Raw genomic sequence first — 18,488 nt, 5'->3', positions numbered from 1 at the left:
CGACAAGGTGGAAAAAGTGATGGTTAGCAAACGGCCGGGCGACGCTGTCGCCCGGTCCTCCGAGTTCGGCTTGCGGCTTGTCGCTGCGTTGCCGCTTTTGCCTATCGTTCTTGTCGTCGCACTGGCGATGTGGGTCCTGGTGCCGGGCTTTGCCACGATGATCAATCTGGAGAACATGGCACGGGTGCTTGCGCCGCTGCTCGTTGCCGCGATCGGCGCGACCTTTGTCATGATCACCGGCGGAATCGACCTCTCTGTCGGCGCGACATTCGGGCTGGCGTCCGTCGTCGGCGCAACCGTCATGCGCGACACCGGCAGTGTTGGTCTCGGCCTGGTCGCCGGGATTGCCGTGGGTGCCGCGGTCGGTGCCGCCAACGGTTTCGCCGTGGCTCGGCTCAGACTTTCGCCCTTCGTCTATACGCTGGCGATCCTTTTGACCGTGCGGGCGACGGCTTTCCTGCTCTCGCGAGGCTACTCCGTGGGCCGGCTTCCCAGCGAGGCGACTGCCTTCGGCCGCTCGCAGATCTTCGGCGTCCCGTCGCTTCTGTGGATCGCGCTCGTGATCTTGGGGATCGGGCTGGTCGTCCTGCACAAGACGCCGTTTGGGCGCTCCGTCTATCTGGTCGGCTCAAATGAGCGCGCCGCCACCTTCAACGCCATAAACGTCCAAATTACCAAGTGGCTTGTCTATTTCATCGGTGGCACACTCTCCGGCGTCGCCAGCATGCTCGCCGTGCTTCGGCTCGGCTCCGGAGCGCCGGTCCTCGGCGATGCTATCCTGTTGCAGATCATTGCGGCGGTCGTCGTCGGCGGCACCAGCGTGTTCGGCGGCGAGGGCGGTTTGTGGCGAACCTTCACCGGAGTCGTGCTGGTCGTGATGCTCGAGAAGGGCCTCGATCTGATGGGGGTGGCCTTCTACGACCAGGCGATCGTCATCGGCGCGGTGATCCTCTTCGGAAGCGCCTTCGGCGTCTATCTGCGGCGTCGCAGGAATGTTGGCCTGCGATAAGTTGTCCTTTGGTGCGCGCCTGAACGTTCCGCTCAAGTTCCGAATGGCCCAGAGTTTCGTGAAAGTGATGACGCTTCTCGACCTCACACTGAGAGACTTCATCGACGCCCTTGAAACGGCCCATGAGGAGGCTGGCTTCAAGGGGGCCGCGGATCGTTTCGCGGCGCGACTAGGCTACCGATGGTTTGCCTATCTCGGGTTTTCTGATCCCTCGCTCAAGGTGCTTTCGTCATACCCGCGGTCGTGGGCACAGCAGTATATCGAGCAGCGATACGAGGATATTGATCCCGTGGTCGGGCTGGCTCGATCATCACAACGGTCGTTCCAGTGGGATCGCTGGACGTTGCGCCCGCAATCCGCATCTCAGCAGCGCTTCTTCACTGAGGCCGCCAAGTTTGGAATTCACAGTGGCTCGACTGTTCCGATAAGGGGAGGTTTTGGCCGCTTCGCTGCATTCACTGTCGCAGGCAGCAGGGAAGCAGGGCTTGATCGTCGCCCACCCGATGAAATGGATATCCTCCAGCTTGCCGGCTTGTACTATCATGCCCACGTCTATGCGAAACTTCAGTTGGGCCTGACGCGGCTTGCCGACGCGCCACTCACACAACGAGAGCGGCAGTGTCTTTACTGGGCGGCGCGCGGCAAGAAGATGCCAGAAACCGCCATTATTCTCGGCATTGCCACGCGAACGGTGGTCTTCCATATCGAGAATGCCCGGTCCAAGCTGGGAGCATCAACTGTTGCGCAAGCCGTGGCCGAGGCCGCGCACCGCGGCCTTATCTCTTACTGAGAAAGCGCGCTTGTCTGTTTGCCCAGGATCAAGGGCAACGCCCTGAATTGGGTATCCCGCAATCGAAGCCATTACTACGACAACCGCGGCTGTTGTACGCCAGTGCTTCCTCGCCTCGTTCGCCCTGTAAGACCCTACAGCTACGCCAGGTGGCTCGAAGTGCTCTTTGTTTCTCGCAAACAAAGGAGCCTGCAGCCATGCGCATCCACGCCGTCACCCATTTGGAGTACCCGGAATTTCACGACTTGATCGCGGATATGCACCGCTTGCGCTATCGCGTGTTCAGGGATCGTCTGAACTGGGATGTTTCTGTTTCAGGCGACATGGAGATCGACGCTTACGACGCTCTCAAGCCGACATATATCATTGCTGTCGACGCCAGTGGTGCCGTGGTCGGCTGCGCGAGGCTGCTGCCGACGTTAGGACCAACGATGTTGGTGAATACCTTCCCGGCGCTGCTAGGGTCTTACCCTGCGCCGAAAAGTGACAGCATCTTCGAAAGTTCTCGCTTCTGTGTGGACACCGGAGCGGCAGAGGCCGTGGCCGCGACCGGGCTTCGCGATGCGACGCTCAGTCTCCTGGCAGGGATACTCGAGTGGGGACTTTTGACGCGACTGGAGGCCGTGGTCACTGTCACAGATGTTCGCTTCGAGCGCATCTTGAGGCGCGCTGGATGGCCCCTGGAACGCTTCGCTCAACCTATGCAGATCGGCGACACAAGGGCCTTGGCCGGTCGTCTGGCGATCTCCCAGGCCGCGCTGATGAGCGTCCGTGAGATTGGCCAGATAGAAGGGCCGGTGCTGACGGCCCGCACTGTCCGCCCGGAAGCAGCATGATGGTCTTTGCCGCAAGTCTGTAATGGCGATCGAACTGCGCCATCTTCGCTTTGCTGTCGCCGCTGCGCACTACGGCAGCTTCCGCCGTGCTGCAGAGGCGCTTGGCGTCAAGCAGTCGTCGCTCAGCCGCCTCATGCGCCAGATGGAGGAGCGTCTTGGCGTGACGGTCTTCGAACGGTCGAGCAGCGGTGTGCGGCTGACACCGGCCGGCGTCGAAATCCTGCGCACCTCCCGGCATCTGGTCGATGGACTGGAGGATATGGTGGCGTCGGCCAAGGCGGCAGGCCGTGGGGAGGCCGGTCGGCTGTCCGTCGGCTTCTACACCTCGCTGTCGGCGGGAAATTTGCGCGCGAGCCTGGTGGAACATGCGCGGCGATTTCCGCAGGTGGAAATCCGCATGATCGAGGCGGCGCGGGCGAACCTCTTGGTGGGCTTGCGTCACGCCCAGCTTGACGTCGCCATCATCACTGGCGAGCCGGTTGACCGCGAAGGGCGAACGATGGCCTTGTGGAGCGAGCGCATCATGGTCGTGCTGCCGGAGAGCCATCCACTGGCCACGAACGAGATCGTCTATTGGACCGACCTTAGAAGCGAGAGTTTTCTGCTGAGCCGCCGCGACCCCGGACCGGAACTGCGCGACATCTTGCTGGCAAAACTCGCTTCGCCCAAGGTTGTCGGCCAGGACGTCAGTCGCGAAAGCATAATGGGCCTGGTCGGGGCCGGCTTTGGGGTCAGCCTGATCTGTGAAGCGGGCATCGGCGCCAGTCACGCCGGGGTTGTCTATCGCGATCTGCAAGACGGCAATGGCCCAAGCCGGATCAACTACGCCGCCTATTGGCGCAGCGACAACGACAATGCGGCTCTGCTGAACTTCCGTAAGCTCCTGGAAGAGCGCTATCCCTTGCCTTCTAGCTAGGGTTGCCGTGTCCGCCGCGCTTTGGCGAAGGCTCGATCTGTCGCCATAAAGCGCTCGATCATGGGTGAAATCAGTTTGGCGGGGTCGCCAACGGGACTTCCCGTTTCCTGAGCGAGCACATCGGCATAGGCGACCAACTGGCGGTGAATCGCTGCCGGCAAATCCACAGTGACCCTGACCGGTTTGTCGTCGGCAATCGCTCCTAGTTTCAGCTTTGGCATGGATCATCCTGCATAGGGTTCGAGGACAAGATCGTGGGTGACGATCACGCGGACAGGAAAGCCCGGCCGGATGGTGAGGGTGGGTGCAATATCGAGCTGGCGACCGACGATCTGCTGGCCGATCTGGCTGATGCTGTTGGACGCCCCCTGACGCAGCGCGCGAACGATATCGCCTTCACCACTCGATGATCCGGTCTCCGCACCGATGCTGAGCAGTGTCGAGAGCGTGGCGGCCTTGAAGAGTTCGCGCCAGTGATAATCGACGCCGTCCTCGAGACCGGCGTAGCCCTCGGCATCGGCGCCAGGTTGCCGTTCCAGAACGATGGATCGGCCGTTTGGCATGATGATGCGGTTCCAGGCCAGCAGCACGCGACGCTGGCCGAAGCCGATGCCATTGTCGTACTGACCGATCAGCCGCGCGCCCTGCGGGACGACGAGGATGCGTCCGGTCGGACTGTCATAGACGTTCTCGGTCACCTGGGCGGTGATCTGGCCGGGCAGGTCAGATCGAATGCCGGTGATGAGGGCGGCCGAGATGATCGAACCTGCCTGTAGGACGTAAGGCGAGGCCGGCGCGGCAACCCGATCAGGACTGACGGTGCGCCGATCGACCGCGGCGTTGAGGAAGGCGGCCTGCAGTTCCTGCGCCGTCGGCGTCACCGGCTCCGGCGCGAGGCCAAGCCCTGCGAGCGTCGGTTGTTGCGTTGTTTGCGTTTCTCCGGAAGCAGCCACTGGCGTGGCTGGTGCGGACCGACCCTCGGTGCCGGCGAAAAGCCGGCTGGTCCGCGCGGCATCGATTTCCTGGAGCCGGCGCTGTTCCTCAGCGCTGGCGCCTGTAACAGGCTGACCACCGTTCTGGGCGCTGAGTATCGGACGCCCAAGGTCTCCTGGAAGCGGCGGACCCAATTGTGGAACATTGGGCCGCGGCACGCCGGAATAATCGCGTGGCAATCCGGCGAGCCCGTCGGCCGTGGCCCGATTGTCTGTCGAATAGAGTTCCTCGCTGCCGGCGCCGCCATGGCGCGACTGGAGGCCATAGACGAAGGCGCCGCCAATGCCGAGACAGGCGATCAAGCCCAGCCCGGCCAGCACGCGCCTGGACAGGCGGGTAACCCGAGGTGGATCCCCACGCAGCCGCATAGTGGAGAGGCTTGGCGCTCCTGGCTCGAACTGCTGCTGCTCGTCCTCCTCCCGGCCCTCGCTCACCACGCTTGCCCTCCGCTGTCGTTCCGGGGGCTGGAGTTTCGCATCCATGAAAACGGCCCGTGCCTTACCCCGTCGGTGCGTGTGATGCGAACGCGCTGTTGCTGACGACCGCTGCCGAAGCGGAGCTCGGCGGCGGCAAACAGACGGTCGACAATCATGTGATTGCCGCGGACGCGGTAGTTGACGAGCTCGGAGGTCTTGCCCTCTGGACCGACGACAAACAGCGGCGGCATTTCGCCCTGGCCGATGCCGCGCGGGAATTCGATGAACACCTGGCGGCCATCGTCGAAGGCGCGCAGCGGCCGCCACGGTGCGCGGTCTCCATCGATCGCGTAGCGGAAGTTGATCGCGGCAAGGTCGACGCCAGTGGCCACAGGCTGGGCGGCCTGCGCCTCGGTATTCTGCCGATGCAGCGCGATGAGCTGGTCCTGCGGGTACTGCCAGGAGACCGATGCCATGTAGGTCTTCTCGGTCGACCGCAACTCCATATGGTAGGTGCGGCGATCGGTGTTGATGACGAGGTTGGTCGTCAGGTCGGCACGGGTCGGCTTGACCAGGATGTGGATCTGACGCGTTGCGCCCGAGCCACTTTCGGTGTCGCCGATCAGCCAGCGCACCGTGTCGCCGGCGGCGACGGGGCCGCTACCGACGAACTGCTCTCCGGGTTGCAGCGCGACGTCGGTAATCTGGCCGACGGCGGCATAGACCTGATAGAGCGCGCCGGCGACAAACGGATAGACCTGCATCGCGTTGATGAAGCCATCGCGAACCGGTTGCATGCGGGCAGCGGCGTTAGCCTGGTTCACCCGGATGGTCGGCTCGGTCGGCTCGGGAGCGCGGCGGGTTTCCTTGATTGGCTTCAACTGACCAGGCAGCGGCAGGGGTCGGGGAAGTTCGACCACCTGCACCGGCGCGGGCGGGGCGGGCGCGAACACAGCGGGTTGCGGATCGTTGTAGGAAATCTGCGGCGGCTTTCTGGTGGCGCAACCGCCAAGCACAGTTGCTGAGAGCAGCACAAGCGGAAGTACGGATTTACGGAAACGGTGAAGTCCGGCTTTGAGTGGATCCGACCCAACGGTTTTACAAGAATGCAAGATCATTGGCCCAGTTCCTTCGACCAGTTGATGGCGTTGATGAAGACGCCGAGGGGATTCTTGCGCAGCCGCTCAGCGTCGCGCGGCGGCTGGATGACGACAGTGAGGATGGCGGTCCAGCGTTCCGTGGATGCGAGCGAGCCGTCCTGGTAGCGCCGCTCGACCCAAGCGACGCGGAAACTATCGGGAGAGGCGCGGATGACGCTCGACACTTCAACGGCAATCTGCTGCTTGCCGACCTTCGAGAAGGGATCGTTGGTGCGGGCGTAGTCGTTGAGGGCCAGTGCGCCGCGGTCGGTCGTGAAATCGTAGGCTCTCAGCCAATTCTGGCGAACAATGATCGCGTCGGCGGGAATGGAGCGGACCTGTTCGATGAAGCGCGCCAGGTGCCAGGCGATCTGCGGATCAGTCGGGCGGTAGTCCGAGACTGCGGGCTCCACCGCCTGGGCCTGTCCGAGCCGGTCGACCTGTACCACCCAGGGCACGACCGTGCCGCGCGCGGATTGCCAGACCAGCGCCGTTGCGAAGCCGCCGGCGAGCACTAGCGAGCCGAAGGCCATCAGGCGCCAGTTCCTAGCCTGGACGCGTGCCGAACCGATGCGCTCGTCCCAGACCTGTGCCGCCCTTTGGTACGGGGTCTCGGGCTGGGGCGTCTTGGCGTAGTGAGTGGATGAGCGTCGAAACATCAGCGGTCCCCTTCGGAGAGATTGATGGATGAGCCGCCGCCACGCGCGTCGCCCGATCGGACGGCATGGCCGACGGCCGATACCCCATGGCTGACCGTCTGGGAGCGCTTCATGCGCTTGGCCCAGTCTGGTGGGGCTGAGGAGCTCGCGAGAGCGGAAGGACCGCCTGGGGTTGCTTCCGCGCCGCCGAGAGTGCCTTGTGTCGATGAGCCACCGGTGGCCTCAAAAGCGGATGTCGCACCGCCGGAGAAGCTTTGCTTCATGGTGTCAGTGGTGCGTGACGCGGCGGCTCTGAACGGCGATATGGCCGCGGCCGCGCCGGCACGCGCGACACCGCCGAGGCCGGAGGCCACGCCGGCAGCACCCGTCTGGCCGGCGGAGGCGATGGTGTAGGAAGTCGCGGCGCCGCCGGCGAGAGTTGCGCCACCGCGCGCGGCGACCGCGGCCCCACCTGCCATAGCGCCGACGCCGCCGGAGGCCGCGGCAAGGCCTGCTCCGCCCGCCACTGCCAAGCCACCGGCAGCAAGACCCGTGCCGATAGCGGCGCCGGCGCCGAGCTGTGGTCCGCCGGAGACGAGGCCGTTGGCAATGCCGGGTCCAAAAATGCCAAGGCCGAGAAGAGCGAGTGCCGCAAGAACGATCGCCATGGCGTCGTCGATCGTTGGCGTTGCTCCGCCGAAGCCGGCGGTAAATTCGGAAAAGAGCGTCGAGCCTATGCCGATGATGACGGCCAGCACCAACACCTTGATGCCGGAGGAGATGACGTTGCCGAGCACGCGCTCGGCCATGAAGGCGGATTTGCCGAAGAGGCCGAAGGGGATCAGCACGAAGCCGGCGAGCGTGGTCAGCTTGAACTCGATGAGGGTGACGAAGAGCTGGACCGCCAGAATGAAGAAGGCGAACAGCACCAGTGCCCAGGCCAGAAACATGCAGGCGATCTGGATGAAATTCTCGAAGAACGACCAATAGCCCATCAGGCCGGAGATGGAGTCGAGCAGGGGACGTCCTGCGTCCAACCCTGTCTGTGCGACCTTGCCGGGTCGTAGAAGATCGGCTGTCGAAAAACCCGTTCCGGAGGCCTTCAGGCCGAGGCCGGCGAAGCTTTCGAAGACTATGCGGGCGAGATTGTTCCAGTTGCCGATGATGTAGGCGAAGACACCGATGAATAGCGTCTTCCTGACCAGCCGCGCGATGATGTCGTCATCGGCGCCCCAGGACCAGAACAGCGCCGCCAGCGTCACGTCGATCACGATCAGCGTGGTGGCGATGAAGGCGACCTCGCCACCGAGCAGGCCGAAGCCTGAATCGATGTAACGGGTGAAAACCTCGAGGAAATGATCGATGACGCCGGTGCCACCCATGATGCTATCGGACCTGCGGCCGATCGATCGCCGGCGGCGCAGGCGTGAGGAAGCGACGGCGGCTCTCGGCCCAGGCGCGCAGACAGGCCGGATCGCGTGTGCCCGCTTCGCCAAGCTGCTGGCACCGGCTCAGCTGGTAGCGCAGCGCTTCGGTGCTGGGAGCTACACTTGGGCCTACCGACAAGATTGGGGAGCGATCCCCCTTGCGGGTCAATTCGAACGCGGCCGCCGCGGCGGCGACCGCGACGAACACGAATGCGCCCAGCCGCGCGAGCATCTTTGCGTCCATGGCGCTGTCCTCAGTTGCCGTTCTGGAACATGCGGGCGTTGCCCGGCTGGTAGCCGGCGCCCGGCGTCAGGAAGCGGCGGCGCTGCTCGCGACCCTGTTCGGCAGCCGCTGCTTGTTCCGCTGATTGAAGCGCCTGTGCCCGGCCGTTCGCGGCAACCACGGCAGTGAGGTCGGCAAGCTGCTGCGCCTGAAGGCCGAGCAGCTGGTTGCCGGCCTGCGCCGCCTGCAGCGCGCCGGTGGCGCCCTGGCTCTGCCCGATGAGGGCGGACATCTGCGTCCGGTTGGTGTCGATGTTGCCGACGACGGTGGCCTGGACACGCATGGCGTCTTGGAGGCCGCCGACGGTGTTCTGCCAGCGCTCGCGAGCGCCAGCGATCAGCTGCTGGTCCGAAGCCGAAAGCGAGGCATTGCCGTAGGTCGTCTGGAAGGCGCGGTCGATCTGCTGCACGTCGAAGGCGATGTTCTGCGCCTGGGAGAGGAGCTGCTGCGTCCGTTGTACGGATTGCTGCAACTGCTGGAGCGCGGAATAGGGCAGGCTCGCGAGGTTGCGGGCCTGGTTGATCAACATCTGCGCTTCGTTCTGAAGCGAGGTGATCTGATTGGTGACCTGCTCCAGTGCACGGGCGGCCTGAAGGACATTCTGCGCGTAGTTCGTCGGATCGAAGACGATGAAGGCATAAGCGGATGTCGCGACCATCGGCGAAAGTGCCGCGGGTGCTGTCACGAAAGCTGCCGCCATGCAGATAGCGAGCGAACGGGAACGGGTCTTCATGATTGTGGCTCCGGCTGGTTTTGGGGACTGAAGTTGGTGAGATCGGGAATGAGGTCGACCGCCCAGGCGACGCCGCGGGCGCGCAGCCAGGCCGGTACAAAGCCGTCTCGGCCGTGCTCAGCGAGGACGCGCTCGATCGCTGCCTGGTCGCTCTTGGACGACGTGGCGGTGAAGGCCAGCGCGACGTCGCCGAGCCCAAGTTCGAACAGGCGGTTGCCGCGGCGGCTCTGGCAGTAATAGTCGCGCTTGGGGACGGCTCGGGCGAGGATCTCGATCTGGCGGTCGTTGAGGCCGAAGCGCCGGTAGATCGCGGTGATCTGCGGCTCGATCGCCCGCTCGTTGGGCAAGAGAAGGCGCGTCTGGCAGCTCTCGATGATCGCGGGCGCAATCGCCGAGCCATCGATGTCGGAGAGCGACTGCGTGGCGAAGACAACGCTGGCGTTCTTCTTGCGCAGCGTCTTCAGCCACTCGCGGAGCTGGGCGGCAAATCCCTCATCGTCCAATGCAAGCCAACCCTCATCGACGATGAGCAACGTCGGCCGTCCGTCGAGACGGTCCTCGATGCGGTGGAACAGATAGGAGAGCGCGGCGGCCTCAGCGCCGGTGCCGATCAGCCCTTCGGTCTCGAAGGCCTGGACCGAGGCCTCGCCGAGCCGCTCCGTTTCGGCGTCGAGCAGCCGGCCGTAGGGTCCACCGACACAATAGGGTCGAAGCGCCTGCTTCAGGGCCGATGATTGCAGCAACACGGAGAGGCCCGTCAGCGTTCGTTCCGCCACCGGGGCCGACGCAAGCGAGGTCAACGCCGACCACAGATGCTCTTTCACCTCCGGCGTGACAGCGACGCTCTCGCGCATCAGGATCGCCACGATCCAGTCGGCAGCCCAAGCGCGCTCGGGTGTGTGATGGATACGGGCGAGCGGCTGGAGTGAGACTGAGCCCGCGGCACCATCGGTCAGGTCGCCACCGAGGTCATGCCAATCTCCGCCCATGGCCAGCGCGGCGGCGCGGATCGAACCGCCGAAGTCGAAGGCAAAGACCTGCGCGTGTTCGTAGCGCCGGAACTGCAGGGCCATCAGCGCAAGAAGCACCGACTTGCCGGCGCCGGTCGGGCCGACGACAAGGGTGTGGCCGACATCGCCGACATGAAGAGAAAACCGGAACGGTGTCGAGCCTTCGGTCTTGCCGAACAGCAGAGGGGGGGCCGCTAAATGCTCGTCCCGTTCCGGCCCCGCCCACACCGCTGAGAGCGGGATCATGTGGGCGAGATTGAGTGTTGAGATCGGCGGCTGCCGAACATTGGCGTAGACATGGCCGGGCAGGGATCCTAGCCAGGCATCGACCGCGTTGATGGACTCGGTCATGGCGGTGAAGTCGCGGCCCTGGATCACCTTGCCGACAAGGCGCAGTTTCTCTTGGGCGATGCGTGGATCGTCATCCCAAACGACGACGCTTGCCGTGACATAGGCTTGCCCGATCAGGTCGGAGCCAAGTTCCTGCAGCGCGAGATCGGCATCGACCGCCTTGTTGGCCGCATCGCTGTCGATCAGCGTCGACGCCTCGTTTGTCATGACTTCCTTCAGGATTGCTGCGATCGACTTGCGCTTGGCGAACCATTGCCGGCGAATTTTCGTGAGCAGCTTCGTGGCATCGGTCTTGTCGAGCAGGATTGCGCGGGTCGACCAGCGATACGGAAAGGCGAGCCGGTTCAGCTCATCGAGGATGCCAGGTGTCGTCGAGGCCGGAAATCCGACGATGGTCAGCAAGCGCAGGTGGGCTTGGCCGAGCTGCGGCTTAAGGCCGCCGGTCAGCGGTTCATCCGCAAGCAGCGCGTCGAGATACATCGGGGTCTCGGGCACGCGCACCCGATGGCGCTTCGTCGAGACCGTCGAGTGCAGGTAGGTCAGTGTGTCGGCGTCATCGATCCAGGCGCATTCGGGCATGAAGCTTTCGACGAGCTGAAGCACCCGGTCTGTGCGGTCGATGAAGCCGCGCAGTATTGCGCGGGCGTCGACGCCGCTCTGTGCCTTGCCCTCATAGAGCCAGCCCTCGGCCCGCGCGGCGTCCTCGGCCGGCGGCAGATAGACGAAGGTCAGGTAGTAGCTGGACTCGTAGTGCGCGCCTTCTTCCTCGAACTCGGCCTTGCGTTCGGCGTCGACGAGGGCGGATGCCGCGTCGGGAAATTGGCTCTCGGGATAACGCTGTGCTGTCAACCTGGCCGCCTCGACGAAGATTGCCCAGCCAGAGCCGAGCCGGCGGAAGGCATTGTTGAGGCGGCCGGCTACAGCGACGAGTTCGGCAGGCACCGAGGACTCAAGATCGGGGCCGCGGAAACGTGCGGTCCTCTGAAAGGAACCGTCCTTGTTCAGGACAACGCCTTCACCGACGAGAGCGGCCCAAGGCAGGAAGTCGGCCAGGTGAGAAGGCGTGCGGCGATATTCGGTGAGGTTCATCATGGCGGGCTCCGATCCATCTCTCTCAGACGTGCAAATGGCCGGGTATGCGCAGATGCCTGCGCACCACATCGACGAACATTGGGTCGCGCTTCGCCGCCCACACGGCTGCGAAATGGCCTATCGCCCAAAGCATCAGGCCGACCAGCCAGAGCCGCAGGCCAAGGCCAAGCGCTGCGGCCAGCGTCCCGTTCAGGATTGCGACCGAGCGCGGCGCGCCGCCGAGCAGGATGTGGTCGGTCAGTGCGCGGTGGACGGGGGCGGTGAAGCCTGGGACGTCGCTGCCAGTGTCAAGAATGCCCGCCATCAGATGAGCGCTCCGCCGCCGAACGAAAAGAAGGACAGGAAGAAGGAGCTGGCCGCGAAGGCGATGCTCAAGCCGAACACGATCTGGATCAGGCGGCGAAAACCGCCCGAAGTGTCACCGAAGGCCAGCGTCAGCCCGGTGACGATGATGATGATCACCGCCATGATCTTGGCGACAGGTCCTTCGACGGATTCGAGGATCGACTGGAGGGGCGCTTCCCAGGGCATCGAGGAGCCCGCCGCCTTGGCGCAAGGCGGCAACAGCAGCGTGGCGAAGCTGGCGAAGGCTGCGGTCGCGATGTGACGGGGAATATTGAAGGCAGGGCGGATCATGGGCGGTCTCCTTGGATCTCGAGTGTTGCGGGGGTGAGGGCGTAGTCGCCGGTCCGGTCCAGCCCCTCGACGCGGGCGAGTTCGGCAAGGCGTCGGTGCGAGCCGCGACCGGAAAGTACGGCCACCAGATCAATGGTCTCGGCGATCAGTGCGCGCGGCACGGTGACGACAGCCTCCTGGATGAGTTGATCCATGCGGCGCAGCGCACCCAGCGCGCTGCCGGCGTGAATGGTGCCGATGCCGCCAGGATGGCCAGTGCCCCATGCCTTGAGCAGATCCAGCGCCTCGGCGCCGCGGACCTCGCCGATCGGAATGCGGTCGGGGCGCAGGCGAAGCGACGAGCGCACGAGGTCGGAAAGCGAGGCAATGCCGTCCTTGGTGCGCAGCGCCACAAGGTTCGGTGCAGCGCATTGCAGCTCGCGAGTGTCTTCGATGAGCACCACCCGGTCCCCGGTCTTGGCGACCTCAGCCAGCAGTGCGTTGGTGAGCGTGGTCTTGCCGGTAGACGTGCCGCCGGCGACGAGGATATTCTTGCGGGCGATGACGGCCGCGCGCAGCAGTTCGGCCTGCTCGGCCGTCATGATGCCGGCGGCCACATAATCGCCAAGAGTGAAGACGGCGACTGCCGGCTTGCGGATCGCGAAGGTCGGGCCCGCGACGACAGGCGGCAGCAGCCCCTCGAACCGCTCTCCGGTTTCGGGCAGTTCGGCCGAAACGCGTGGGCGGCCGGAATGGACTTCGGCACCGACATGGTGGGCGACGAGACGAACGATGCGCTCGCCATCGGCAAACGACAGCTGCTCGCCCGTGAAGGCGAGCCCCTGGGAAAGACGGTCGACCCATAGCAGCCCATCGGGGTTGAGCATCACCTCGACGATTTCTGGATCTTCGAGAAACCCGGCTATTGCCGGACCAAGCGCTGTGCGCAGCATGCGCGCGCCGCGAATGATCGCCTCGGATTGCTGGTGAAAGCCCGCCATGTCGTCCCCTTTCGCCCATGAACCGCAAATGCGGCTTTGGCTCGGGGATGATCAGAAAGGGCAGGAAACAGGAGCTGGCAACAACAACTATGTGGCGTCGTAGCCTGGCGTGCAAAGACAGGCGGCCGGCGGGTGGACCTGGTCGCGAGCGGGCCAGGCTGCGGGTCCCGATAGCGGCATGCCGCGATAGGAATTTCTGCTGCGGCCGAAAGCAGTTGAGCTCGATTCATGCATGCTTGAGGAGTTCGATTTTGCGCCCGACAAGGGAACGGGCTAGTTGCGGGCATCTTCTCGCTACAAGGGGCTACCGGAAATGAACAGGCGCACGATACTGCATATCGACTCCAGCGCGCGGCTCGCTCGATCGCATTCCCGTAGGCTTGGCAGGATATTCGTGGACGCCTGGCTCGCCGAGCGCGGGCAGGACGAAGTCATCTATCGGGATATTGGGATCAATCCACCACCATTCATGACACAGGACTGGATAGCGGCAGCCTTCACCAAGCCCGAAGCGCGCAGCGATGCGATGAAACAGACTCTTGCCTATTCGGATGAGCTCATCGACGAAATTGAACGAGCCGAGGTGATTGTGTTGGGCGCGCCCATGTACAACTACAATATGCCGGCCGCTCTCAAGGCCTGGTTCGACCAGATAGCAAGAATTGGTCGGACGTTCTCGTTTGACCTGGCGCGTGGCGACTTTCCAATCGAGCCTATTTTGAGTGGCAAGACACTTGTCGTGGTGTCGTCGCGCGGCGAGTTTGGATTCGACGGGGGCGTAAGGCAGCATATGAATGCGCTGGACATGGGCATCTCGGCATGCTCGCACTACCTCGGCGCTTCCAGCATCCACACGATTTCGGCGGAATTTGAAGAGTTCGGCGGCGAGCGCCGGGCAAACTCTGTCGAAGCCGCCGAAATTAAAGCCAGGGCCTTGGCCAACTCGCTTGTTTCCAGTCTCCGACAGGCCGCGTAGCCGATCCGCAAAGGCTCCCGGGGAGGCGGTTCCACGCTTCCCTGGGAGCTGCTGCCAAACGGATGAACCAGCGCAGGTTCAATGGCGAAAGTTCAAGAAATCATGCCAGCGTCTGACCAGGTAATTGTGCTCGTCCATCACGGCATTCCAGATCGCGACCTTTGAGATGCGCTCCTGATAGGAGCCACCCTCGCGGACGCTGCCCCGCCTGACAACGGGGTCGCCGAAGGGACCCGGCAGATCTTCTGCTGCAGGCAGACCTCCATACCAGTAGTCCCATTCAGTGCTGGTGAGATGACTGCGAACCGGTTCGAGTGCCGAGAAGTAGTATCCGTGGCGCGCAACGACTGCAGCTGGCCAACCGTCCATCCACCAGTTCAGATACTCATATGCCATGTCGAGAGCGTAGCCATCGGCATGACGCGAAAGCGACATCCCGCCAAACCAGCCACGATATCCCTCTTTTGGGGCTGCAGTTCTGATGTCAATGCCGCGTAGTGCCGGCAGGACCAGGGCCGAGGACCAGATGCTGCCGATGCGTGTCCGGCCATTGGAAAACAAATCGGCCGACTGCGCCTGTGTTTCCCAGAAGCCTGAGAAATGCCCACGCTTGCGCAGTGCCATGAGCACGCCCATCAAACGGTCGATCTCCTCGATCGACAGGTTGCCGGGGTCTTTGAAGTCGACGAGGCCGGCGGCACGCACCGCAAGCACTGCATCGATGGCGCCAATGGATGCGTTGTTCTGAAGAGTGACGCGCTTCCAGGACGGATCGAGCAGCCAGGCCCAGCTCTCATTCTCGACGTTTGCGCCATCCGGCAGCAGATCACGTCGATAACCAAAACTGTCGGCACAGTGGCTTAGAGGCAGCATGCTGATCCGCTCGGTCGGATTGTCGGACAGACGTCCGTCACCCTGCACGAAAAGCAACCGGTTGGGCGCGCCTCCCGGCACTGGCGGCAGGTCGGCGTCGGCCCTACCGACGAGCGCGACTTTGCCGATGTCCTTCCACCTGGCTATGCGCTCCAGCTGAATGGGCTGGATCGAATGCGCTGTCCAAACGAACTCCAGATTGTGAAACCACTGGTCATAGATGTCGAAACTTTCCGGCGCGATCACACCGACCTGGTGGGCCACGTTGCCGTCCAGAACCTTGCCCTCGACCTTGAAGCCAAGGTCGGCGTTGGCACCGGTCAGAATGGGCTCGAGCACCGTCGATGCAGTGCCCAGCACTCTGAGGACGCGGGTCCTTGTGTGGACGGCTGGGCGCGACAGGCTCTTGCCCGGATCAATCATGGCGGTCTCGTTTGGTCAGCCTTGATCCTGCATAAAACGATGTTTGTTTACAAGCATCATTTTTTATGCGACGATTTTCACCTGCCTTGCATCTCATTTCAGCCGCGCGCGGCTGGTCACTGGAACTGCGACAGGCCTATGCAATCATCTGTTTCTGAGAGCGAGAACGAAACCGCCTCGCTCTACAGGCGCTGCACGTCACAAATTTCAGCTGCGATCGAAAACGGCTTGCTCGAGCCGGGGCTGGTCCTTCTTGAAGGCTCGATTTCCCTCATCTTCGAGACGAGCCGCGCCACAATACGCAAGGCTCTGACGGCAATCGCTGATCAAGGCGCCATTGAACGCTTCGACGGTCGCGGCTTTGTGGTTGGCGGCAGTGCTCCGGGCTCCGTTCCGATACGGCGCGATCTGTCGGGCGAGGATTTCGCGCTTCAAGGTCCAGCGACGACAAATGGAAAGGCCGCAGCTGACCAGATCATTGCCGATGTTGAGGCGGCTATCATGGTTGCCATCGCCTTTGGCCACTACCGCATCGACGAGCAAAGGCTCGCCGACAGCTACGGTGTCAGCCGTCTGGTAGCCCGAGAGGTGCTGTGGCGTCTTCGCGAAGCCGGGCTTGTAGAGAAGGACCATCACTCGCCATGGCTGGTAGGGCCGGTGACCGCGCGGGCTGTTGCGGAGGACCGCGAGCTTCGCATATTGCTGGAACCGCATGCGCTCAAGCAGTCCGCGCCCAGTCTGGAGACCGGCGAACTGGTCGCAATGCGTGACACGATTGCCCGGGCAAGGGCACATCAGGGAAAGTTACCTCGGGCCGACATCGAACGCATCGAGCAGGATCTCCACATCTCCTGCTTGCGACACTACGACAACAACCGCATCAGGTTGATCTTGCGCAGTTGTCGCCTGCCGATGATCGTGGACGGTCTGTTCGCCGAATTCATAGGGATCTACAGGGACGACGCCACCTTCACCGAGCACATGACAGTCATCGATAACCTGCTTGCAGGCGAGTTCGAGGCTGCAGCCGCCTGTCATTCAGCACATCTTCGCCAGGAGAGCCGTCGCACGCTCGACCGGCTTAAGGTCCTATCGGTCCTGCCGGAGCCCGAGGTGGCGCCGTATTTGCAGCGAATCGTCTAACCGGAGAACGGAGACCGCCATGCGCAAGCTTCCACCCCTCAACGCAATTCGCGCCTTCGAGGCCGCGGCCAGGAATCGCAGCTTCACGGCGGCCGCGTCGGAACTTTGCGTTACAGTGACCGCCGTCTCACACCAGATCCGCCACCTCGAAGACCAGATCGGGCAGAAGCTGTTCGAACGCACGCCGCGAGCCGTTACCCTGACGTTGCTCGGCGAGAGGCTCTTTCCGGCATTGCGGGAAGGTTTCGATCGCTTCGCCGAGGCTTTTGAGGAACTGGAGGAGAACAGCTCAGGCGACACGCTCACCGTCACGACAACGCGCGCATTTGCAGAGCGCTGGCTGATGCCACGGCTGTCACGCTTTACGCGGGCCTTTCCGGAACTGGGCGTGAATGTCGAGGGATCGGATGCACTGGTGGATCTGCGAACAGCCAACACGGACGTCGCCATCAGGTACGGCATGCCGGCAGGTGATGAGCTTTATTCCCTGCCGCTTCTGGACGATGTCTACCACCCCACGGTAGCGACCGGGCCAGGTTCGGTTGCCTCCTCGAGGATTGAAGACTACCGGCCGGGACCCCTGCTCACCTACAAATGGCACAACAGGTCGATCGATTGTCCGACCTGGGCAAAATGGCTTCGCGCCGCCGGCAAGCCTGATGAGGATTATCGGCTATCCTGGATCAATGAAGAAAGCCTGGCACTCCACGCCATGGAGCGCAGCTTCGGACCTCTTTTGTGCTCCAGCGTCATGGTGTCGGAAGGCATACAGGATGGCCGCCTTGTGCGATTGGACGGGCCGGATCTGAAGGGCTTCAGCTATCGGATTGCCTATGTGCCAACGCGCAAGACCAAGCGAGCAATAGGCAAATTCACCGACTGGCTGCGCAGCGAGGCAAGCGAGTTCGGAAGCACCTACAGCGGGCTCGCCGCCTGACGACGGATGTCCTCGTTCATCAGCATGACCGGCCTGTCATAGTAAGGCAGGTGCTCGACACGCACGTGTCCGCCGCCGCGTCGGAACGTCTCGACATGCTCCACAATGTCACGCAGCGGAGCAAACCAGACCTTGTGCGTGGACAGTATTTTCTTGAGGAACTTTTCGACCAGCCGCCATCGCGCCAAGCGGCCAGTCAGGAACGGATGCCAGACCGGCATCCAGAGACCGCCGGCTTCGTAGTGGGCCTCGAACTCCTCGAAGAAGGCAGACAGGCCGATGGAAGGGGAACGCACGGGCATCATGTAGCCGATCTCCTCGAAATGCGCGAACGCTGGCCAGTCGTCGTTGCCCCAATGAGGTGGCACTTCAAACAGCTCTCCGGCAGCGGTTTGCATGACATAGGGAATGTCATCGGCCATGAGTGATGAATCGTAGCGAAATCCATGTTCGACAAGCAGGTCGACTGTACCCTGGGTGACATTGTAGACCGGCGCCCGGTAACCTGACGGGCTCTTTCCGGTCATGCGCTTGTGGACCTCAAGAGCCCGCTCGAACCAGTGGCGCTGTTCCGGCTGCGAAATAGTGGTCGGGTCCTCGTGCAGGAAACCATGATGTCCGACCTCATGGCCGTCGCGGAGGATTGCTTCCAGCGCATCCGGATATTGCTGCATGGTCCAGGCCGGTATGAAGAAGGATTGCTTCAGACCAAGGCGCCGGTAGGTCTCCAGAATCCGCGGCAATGCGACTGTGGGTCCATAGCGGCCCATGGTGATTGGATAGAGCCGGTTGAAGCCATCGCGCGGTCTGGCGATGTGGATCAGGCTATCGGCATCCATGTCGAATGATATCGAGCAGGCGCACCGGGCACCGTTCGGCCACGGAAT

At 63.2% G+C, this 18,488-nt stretch carries 20 protein-coding genes; 7 read left to right on the top strand and 13 right to left on the bottom strand.

Annotated features, from left to right (window positions below):
- Window positions 1-19 precede the first annotated feature (19 nt).
- The 4 genes from NKI15_RS03290 to NKI15_RS03275 all read left to right on the top strand — a co-directional run bounded on the left by NKI15_RS03290 (window position 20) and on the right by NKI15_RS03275 (window position 3,551).
- A complete protein-coding gene (locus tag NKI15_RS03290) occupies window positions 20-1,009 on the top strand; it encodes an ABC transporter permease (protein WP_352885750.1) in 990 nt (329 codons plus the stop codon).
- Window positions 993-1,799: a LuxR family transcriptional regulator gene (locus NKI15_RS03285; protein ID WP_352885749.1), complete on the top strand. Its 807-nt coding sequence runs from the start codon at window positions 993-995 to the stop codon at window positions 1,797-1,799. The genes NKI15_RS03290 and NKI15_RS03285 overlap by 17 nt, the downstream gene beginning before the upstream one ends.
- A 197-nt stretch (window positions 1,800-1,996) precedes the next feature.
- Window positions 1,997-2,635 (top strand): acyl-homoserine-lactone synthase, encoded by a 639-nt coding sequence (locus tag NKI15_RS03280; RefSeq protein WP_352885748.1) that lies wholly within the window; start codon window positions 1,997-1,999, stop codon window positions 2,633-2,635.
- Between the two features lie 22 nt (window positions 2,636-2,657).
- The gene (locus NKI15_RS03275) at window positions 2,658-3,551 is read left to right on the top strand and encodes a LysR family transcriptional regulator (RefSeq protein WP_352885747.1); all 894 of its coding nucleotides are present in this window, start codon (window positions 2,658-2,660) and stop codon (window positions 3,549-3,551) included.
- Here NKI15_RS03275 and NKI15_RS03270 read toward each other — a convergent pair.
- From NKI15_RS03270 to trbB, 11 genes are all read right to left on the bottom strand, one after another.
- A complete protein-coding gene (locus tag NKI15_RS03270; protein WP_352885746.1) occupies window positions 3,548-3,772 on the bottom strand; it encodes a DUF2274 domain-containing protein in 225 nt (74 codons plus the stop codon). The genes NKI15_RS03275 and NKI15_RS03270 overlap by 4 nt on opposite strands.
- A gap of 3 nt (window positions 3,773-3,775) precedes the next feature.
- Window positions 3,776-4,912 (bottom strand): TraB/TrbI/VirB10 family type IV secretion system protein, encoded by a 1,137-nt coding sequence (locus NKI15_RS03265; protein ID WP_502898674.1) that lies wholly within the window; start codon window positions 4,910-4,912, stop codon window positions 3,776-3,778.
- 62 nt (window positions 4,913-4,974) lie between these two features.
- Window positions 4,975-6,078, bottom strand: coding sequence for a P-type conjugative transfer protein TrbG (trbG, locus tag NKI15_RS03260; RefSeq protein WP_352885744.1), 1,104 nt, complete (start codon window positions 6,076-6,078; stop codon window positions 4,975-4,977).
- Entirely contained in the window at window positions 6,075-6,758 is a 684-nt protein-coding gene (gene trbF, locus NKI15_RS03255; protein WP_352885743.1) for a conjugal transfer protein TrbF, read from the bottom strand. Before trbF ends, trbG begins: the two co-directional genes overlap by 4 nt.
- Window positions 6,758-8,119 carry a P-type conjugative transfer protein TrbL gene (gene trbL, locus NKI15_RS03250; protein ID WP_352885742.1) on the bottom strand — a complete coding sequence of 454 codons (1,362 nt, stop codon included), beginning with the start codon at window positions 8,117-8,119 and terminating at the stop codon, window positions 6,758-6,760. The genes trbF and trbL overlap by 1 nt, the downstream gene beginning before the upstream one ends.
- 4 nt (window positions 8,120-8,123) lie before the next feature.
- The gene (trbK-alt, locus tag NKI15_RS03245) at window positions 8,124-8,408 is read right to left on the bottom strand and encodes a putative entry exclusion protein TrbK-alt (RefSeq protein ID WP_352885741.1); all 285 of its coding nucleotides are present in this window, start codon (window positions 8,406-8,408) and stop codon (window positions 8,124-8,126) included.
- 10 nt (window positions 8,409-8,418) lie between these two features.
- Window positions 8,419-9,180 (bottom strand): P-type conjugative transfer protein TrbJ, encoded by a 762-nt coding sequence (gene trbJ, locus NKI15_RS03240; RefSeq protein ID WP_352885740.1) that lies wholly within the window; start codon window positions 9,178-9,180, stop codon window positions 8,419-8,421.
- Entirely contained in the window at window positions 9,177-11,633 is a 2,457-nt protein-coding gene (gene trbE, locus NKI15_RS03235; protein WP_352885739.1) for a conjugal transfer protein TrbE, read from the bottom strand. Before trbE ends, trbJ begins: the two co-directional genes overlap by 4 nt.
- A 22-nt stretch (window positions 11,634-11,655) precedes the next feature.
- A complete protein-coding gene (locus NKI15_RS03230; RefSeq protein ID WP_352885738.1) occupies window positions 11,656-11,937 on the bottom strand; it encodes a VirB3 family type IV secretion system protein in 282 nt (93 codons plus the stop codon).
- On the bottom strand, window positions 11,937-12,269 hold the full coding sequence (locus NKI15_RS03225) for a TrbC/VirB2 family type IV secretion system protein (RefSeq protein ID WP_352885737.1): 333 nt from the start codon (window positions 12,267-12,269) through the stop codon (window positions 11,937-11,939). The genes NKI15_RS03230 and NKI15_RS03225 overlap by 1 nt, the downstream gene beginning before the upstream one ends.
- A complete protein-coding gene (gene trbB / locus NKI15_RS03220) occupies window positions 12,266-13,249 on the bottom strand; it encodes a P-type conjugative transfer ATPase TrbB (RefSeq protein ID WP_352885736.1) in 984 nt (327 codons plus the stop codon). The genes NKI15_RS03225 and trbB overlap by 4 nt, the downstream gene beginning before the upstream one ends.
- A 313-nt stretch (window positions 13,250-13,562) precedes the next feature.
- Here trbB and NKI15_RS03215 point away from each other — a divergent pair, with 313 nt between their 5' ends.
- Window positions 13,563-14,225 (top strand): FMN-dependent NADH-azoreductase, encoded by a 663-nt coding sequence (locus tag NKI15_RS03215; protein ID WP_352885735.1) that lies wholly within the window; start codon window positions 13,563-13,565, stop codon window positions 14,223-14,225.
- 78 nt (window positions 14,226-14,303) lie between these two features.
- Here NKI15_RS03215 and NKI15_RS03210 read toward each other — a convergent pair whose 3' ends face one another.
- Entirely contained in the window at window positions 14,304-15,521 is a 1,218-nt protein-coding gene (locus NKI15_RS03210) for an ABC transporter substrate-binding protein (RefSeq protein ID WP_352885734.1), read from the bottom strand.
- 39 nt (window positions 15,522-15,560) lie between these two features.
- On the opposite strand from NKI15_RS03210, the gene NKI15_RS03205 reads away from it, so the two are divergent.
- Both NKI15_RS03205 and NKI15_RS03200 read left to right on the top strand, forming a co-directional pair.
- The gene (locus NKI15_RS03205) at window positions 15,561-16,664 is read left to right on the top strand and encodes a GntR family transcriptional regulator (RefSeq protein WP_352885733.1); all 1,104 of its coding nucleotides are present in this window, start codon (window positions 15,561-15,563) and stop codon (window positions 16,662-16,664) included.
- Window positions 16,665-16,683: 19 nt separating this feature from the next.
- Entirely contained in the window at window positions 16,684-17,601 is a 918-nt protein-coding gene (locus NKI15_RS03200; protein ID WP_352885732.1) for a LysR family transcriptional regulator, read from the top strand.
- Here the strand turns inward: NKI15_RS03200 and NKI15_RS03195 are convergent.
- The gene (locus tag NKI15_RS03195) at window positions 17,580-18,440 is read right to left on the bottom strand and encodes a polysaccharide deacetylase family protein (protein ID WP_352885731.1); all 861 of its coding nucleotides are present in this window, start codon (window positions 18,438-18,440) and stop codon (window positions 17,580-17,582) included. The genes NKI15_RS03200 and NKI15_RS03195 overlap by 22 nt on opposite strands.
- Window positions 18,441-18,488 lie beyond the last annotated feature (48 nt).

The sequence above is a fragment of the Mesorhizobium sp. M0862 genome (assembly GCF_040319795.1).
Lineage (GTDB): Bacteria > Pseudomonadota > Alphaproteobacteria > Rhizobiales > Rhizobiaceae > Mesorhizobium.
Note: the sequence above shows the minus strand (reverse complement) of the source record. Positions and strands in the feature narration are given on the sequence as shown.

Coding starts and splice junctions, on each gene's coding strand:
- NKI15_RS03290 (WP_352885750.1), top strand. CDS start 20: ATGGTTAGCAAACGGCCGGGCGACGCTGTCGCCCGGTCCTCCGAGTTC.
- NKI15_RS03285 (WP_352885749.1), top strand. CDS start 993: ATGTTGGCCTGCGATAAGTTGTCCTTTGGTGCGCGCCTGAACGTTCCG.
- NKI15_RS03280 (WP_352885748.1), top strand. CDS start 1,997: ATGCGCATCCACGCCGTCACCCATTTGGAGTACCCGGAATTTCACGAC.
- NKI15_RS03275 (WP_352885747.1), top strand. CDS start 2,658: ATGGCGATCGAACTGCGCCATCTTCGCTTTGCTGTCGCCGCTGCGCAC.
- NKI15_RS03270 (WP_352885746.1), bottom strand. CDS start 3,772: ATGCCAAAGCTGAAACTAGGAGCGATTGCCGACGACAAACCGGTCAGG.
- NKI15_RS03265 (WP_502898674.1), bottom strand. CDS start 4,912: ATGCGGCTGCGTGGGGATCCACCTCGGGTTACCCGCCTGTCCAGGCGC.
- trbG (WP_352885744.1), bottom strand. CDS start 6,078: ATGATCTTGCATTCTTGTAAAACCGTTGGGTCGGATCCACTCAAAGCC.
- trbF (WP_352885743.1), bottom strand. CDS start 6,758: ATGTTTCGACGCTCATCCACTCACTACGCCAAGACGCCCCAGCCCGAG.
- trbL (WP_352885742.1), bottom strand. CDS start 8,119: ATGGGTGGCACCGGCGTCATCGATCATTTCCTCGAGGTTTTCACCCGT.
- trbK-alt (WP_352885741.1), bottom strand. CDS start 8,408: ATGGACGCAAAGATGCTCGCGCGGCTGGGCGCATTCGTGTTCGTCGCG.
- trbJ (WP_352885740.1), bottom strand. CDS start 9,180: ATGAAGACCCGTTCCCGTTCGCTCGCTATCTGCATGGCGGCAGCTTTC.
- trbE (WP_352885739.1), bottom strand. CDS start 11,633: ATGATGAACCTCACCGAATATCGCCGCACGCCTTCTCACCTGGCCGAC.
- NKI15_RS03230 (WP_352885738.1), bottom strand. CDS start 11,937: ATGGCGGGCATTCTTGACACTGGCAGCGACGTCCCAGGCTTCACCGCC.
- NKI15_RS03225 (WP_352885737.1), bottom strand. CDS start 12,269: ATGATCCGCCCTGCCTTCAATATTCCCCGTCACATCGCGACCGCAGCC.
- trbB (WP_352885736.1), bottom strand. CDS start 13,249: ATGGCGGGCTTTCACCAGCAATCCGAGGCGATCATTCGCGGCGCGCGC.
- NKI15_RS03215 (WP_352885735.1), top strand. CDS start 13,563: ATGAACAGGCGCACGATACTGCATATCGACTCCAGCGCGCGGCTCGCT.
- NKI15_RS03210 (WP_352885734.1), bottom strand. CDS start 15,521: ATGATTGATCCGGGCAAGAGCCTGTCGCGCCCAGCCGTCCACACAAGG.
- NKI15_RS03205 (WP_352885733.1), top strand. CDS start 15,561: ATGTTTGTTTACAAGCATCATTTTTTATGCGACGATTTTCACCTGCCT.
- NKI15_RS03200 (WP_352885732.1), top strand. CDS start 16,684: ATGCGCAAGCTTCCACCCCTCAACGCAATTCGCGCCTTCGAGGCCGCG.
- NKI15_RS03195 (WP_352885731.1), bottom strand. CDS start 18,440: ATGGATGCCGATAGCCTGATCCACATCGCCAGACCGCGCGATGGCTTC.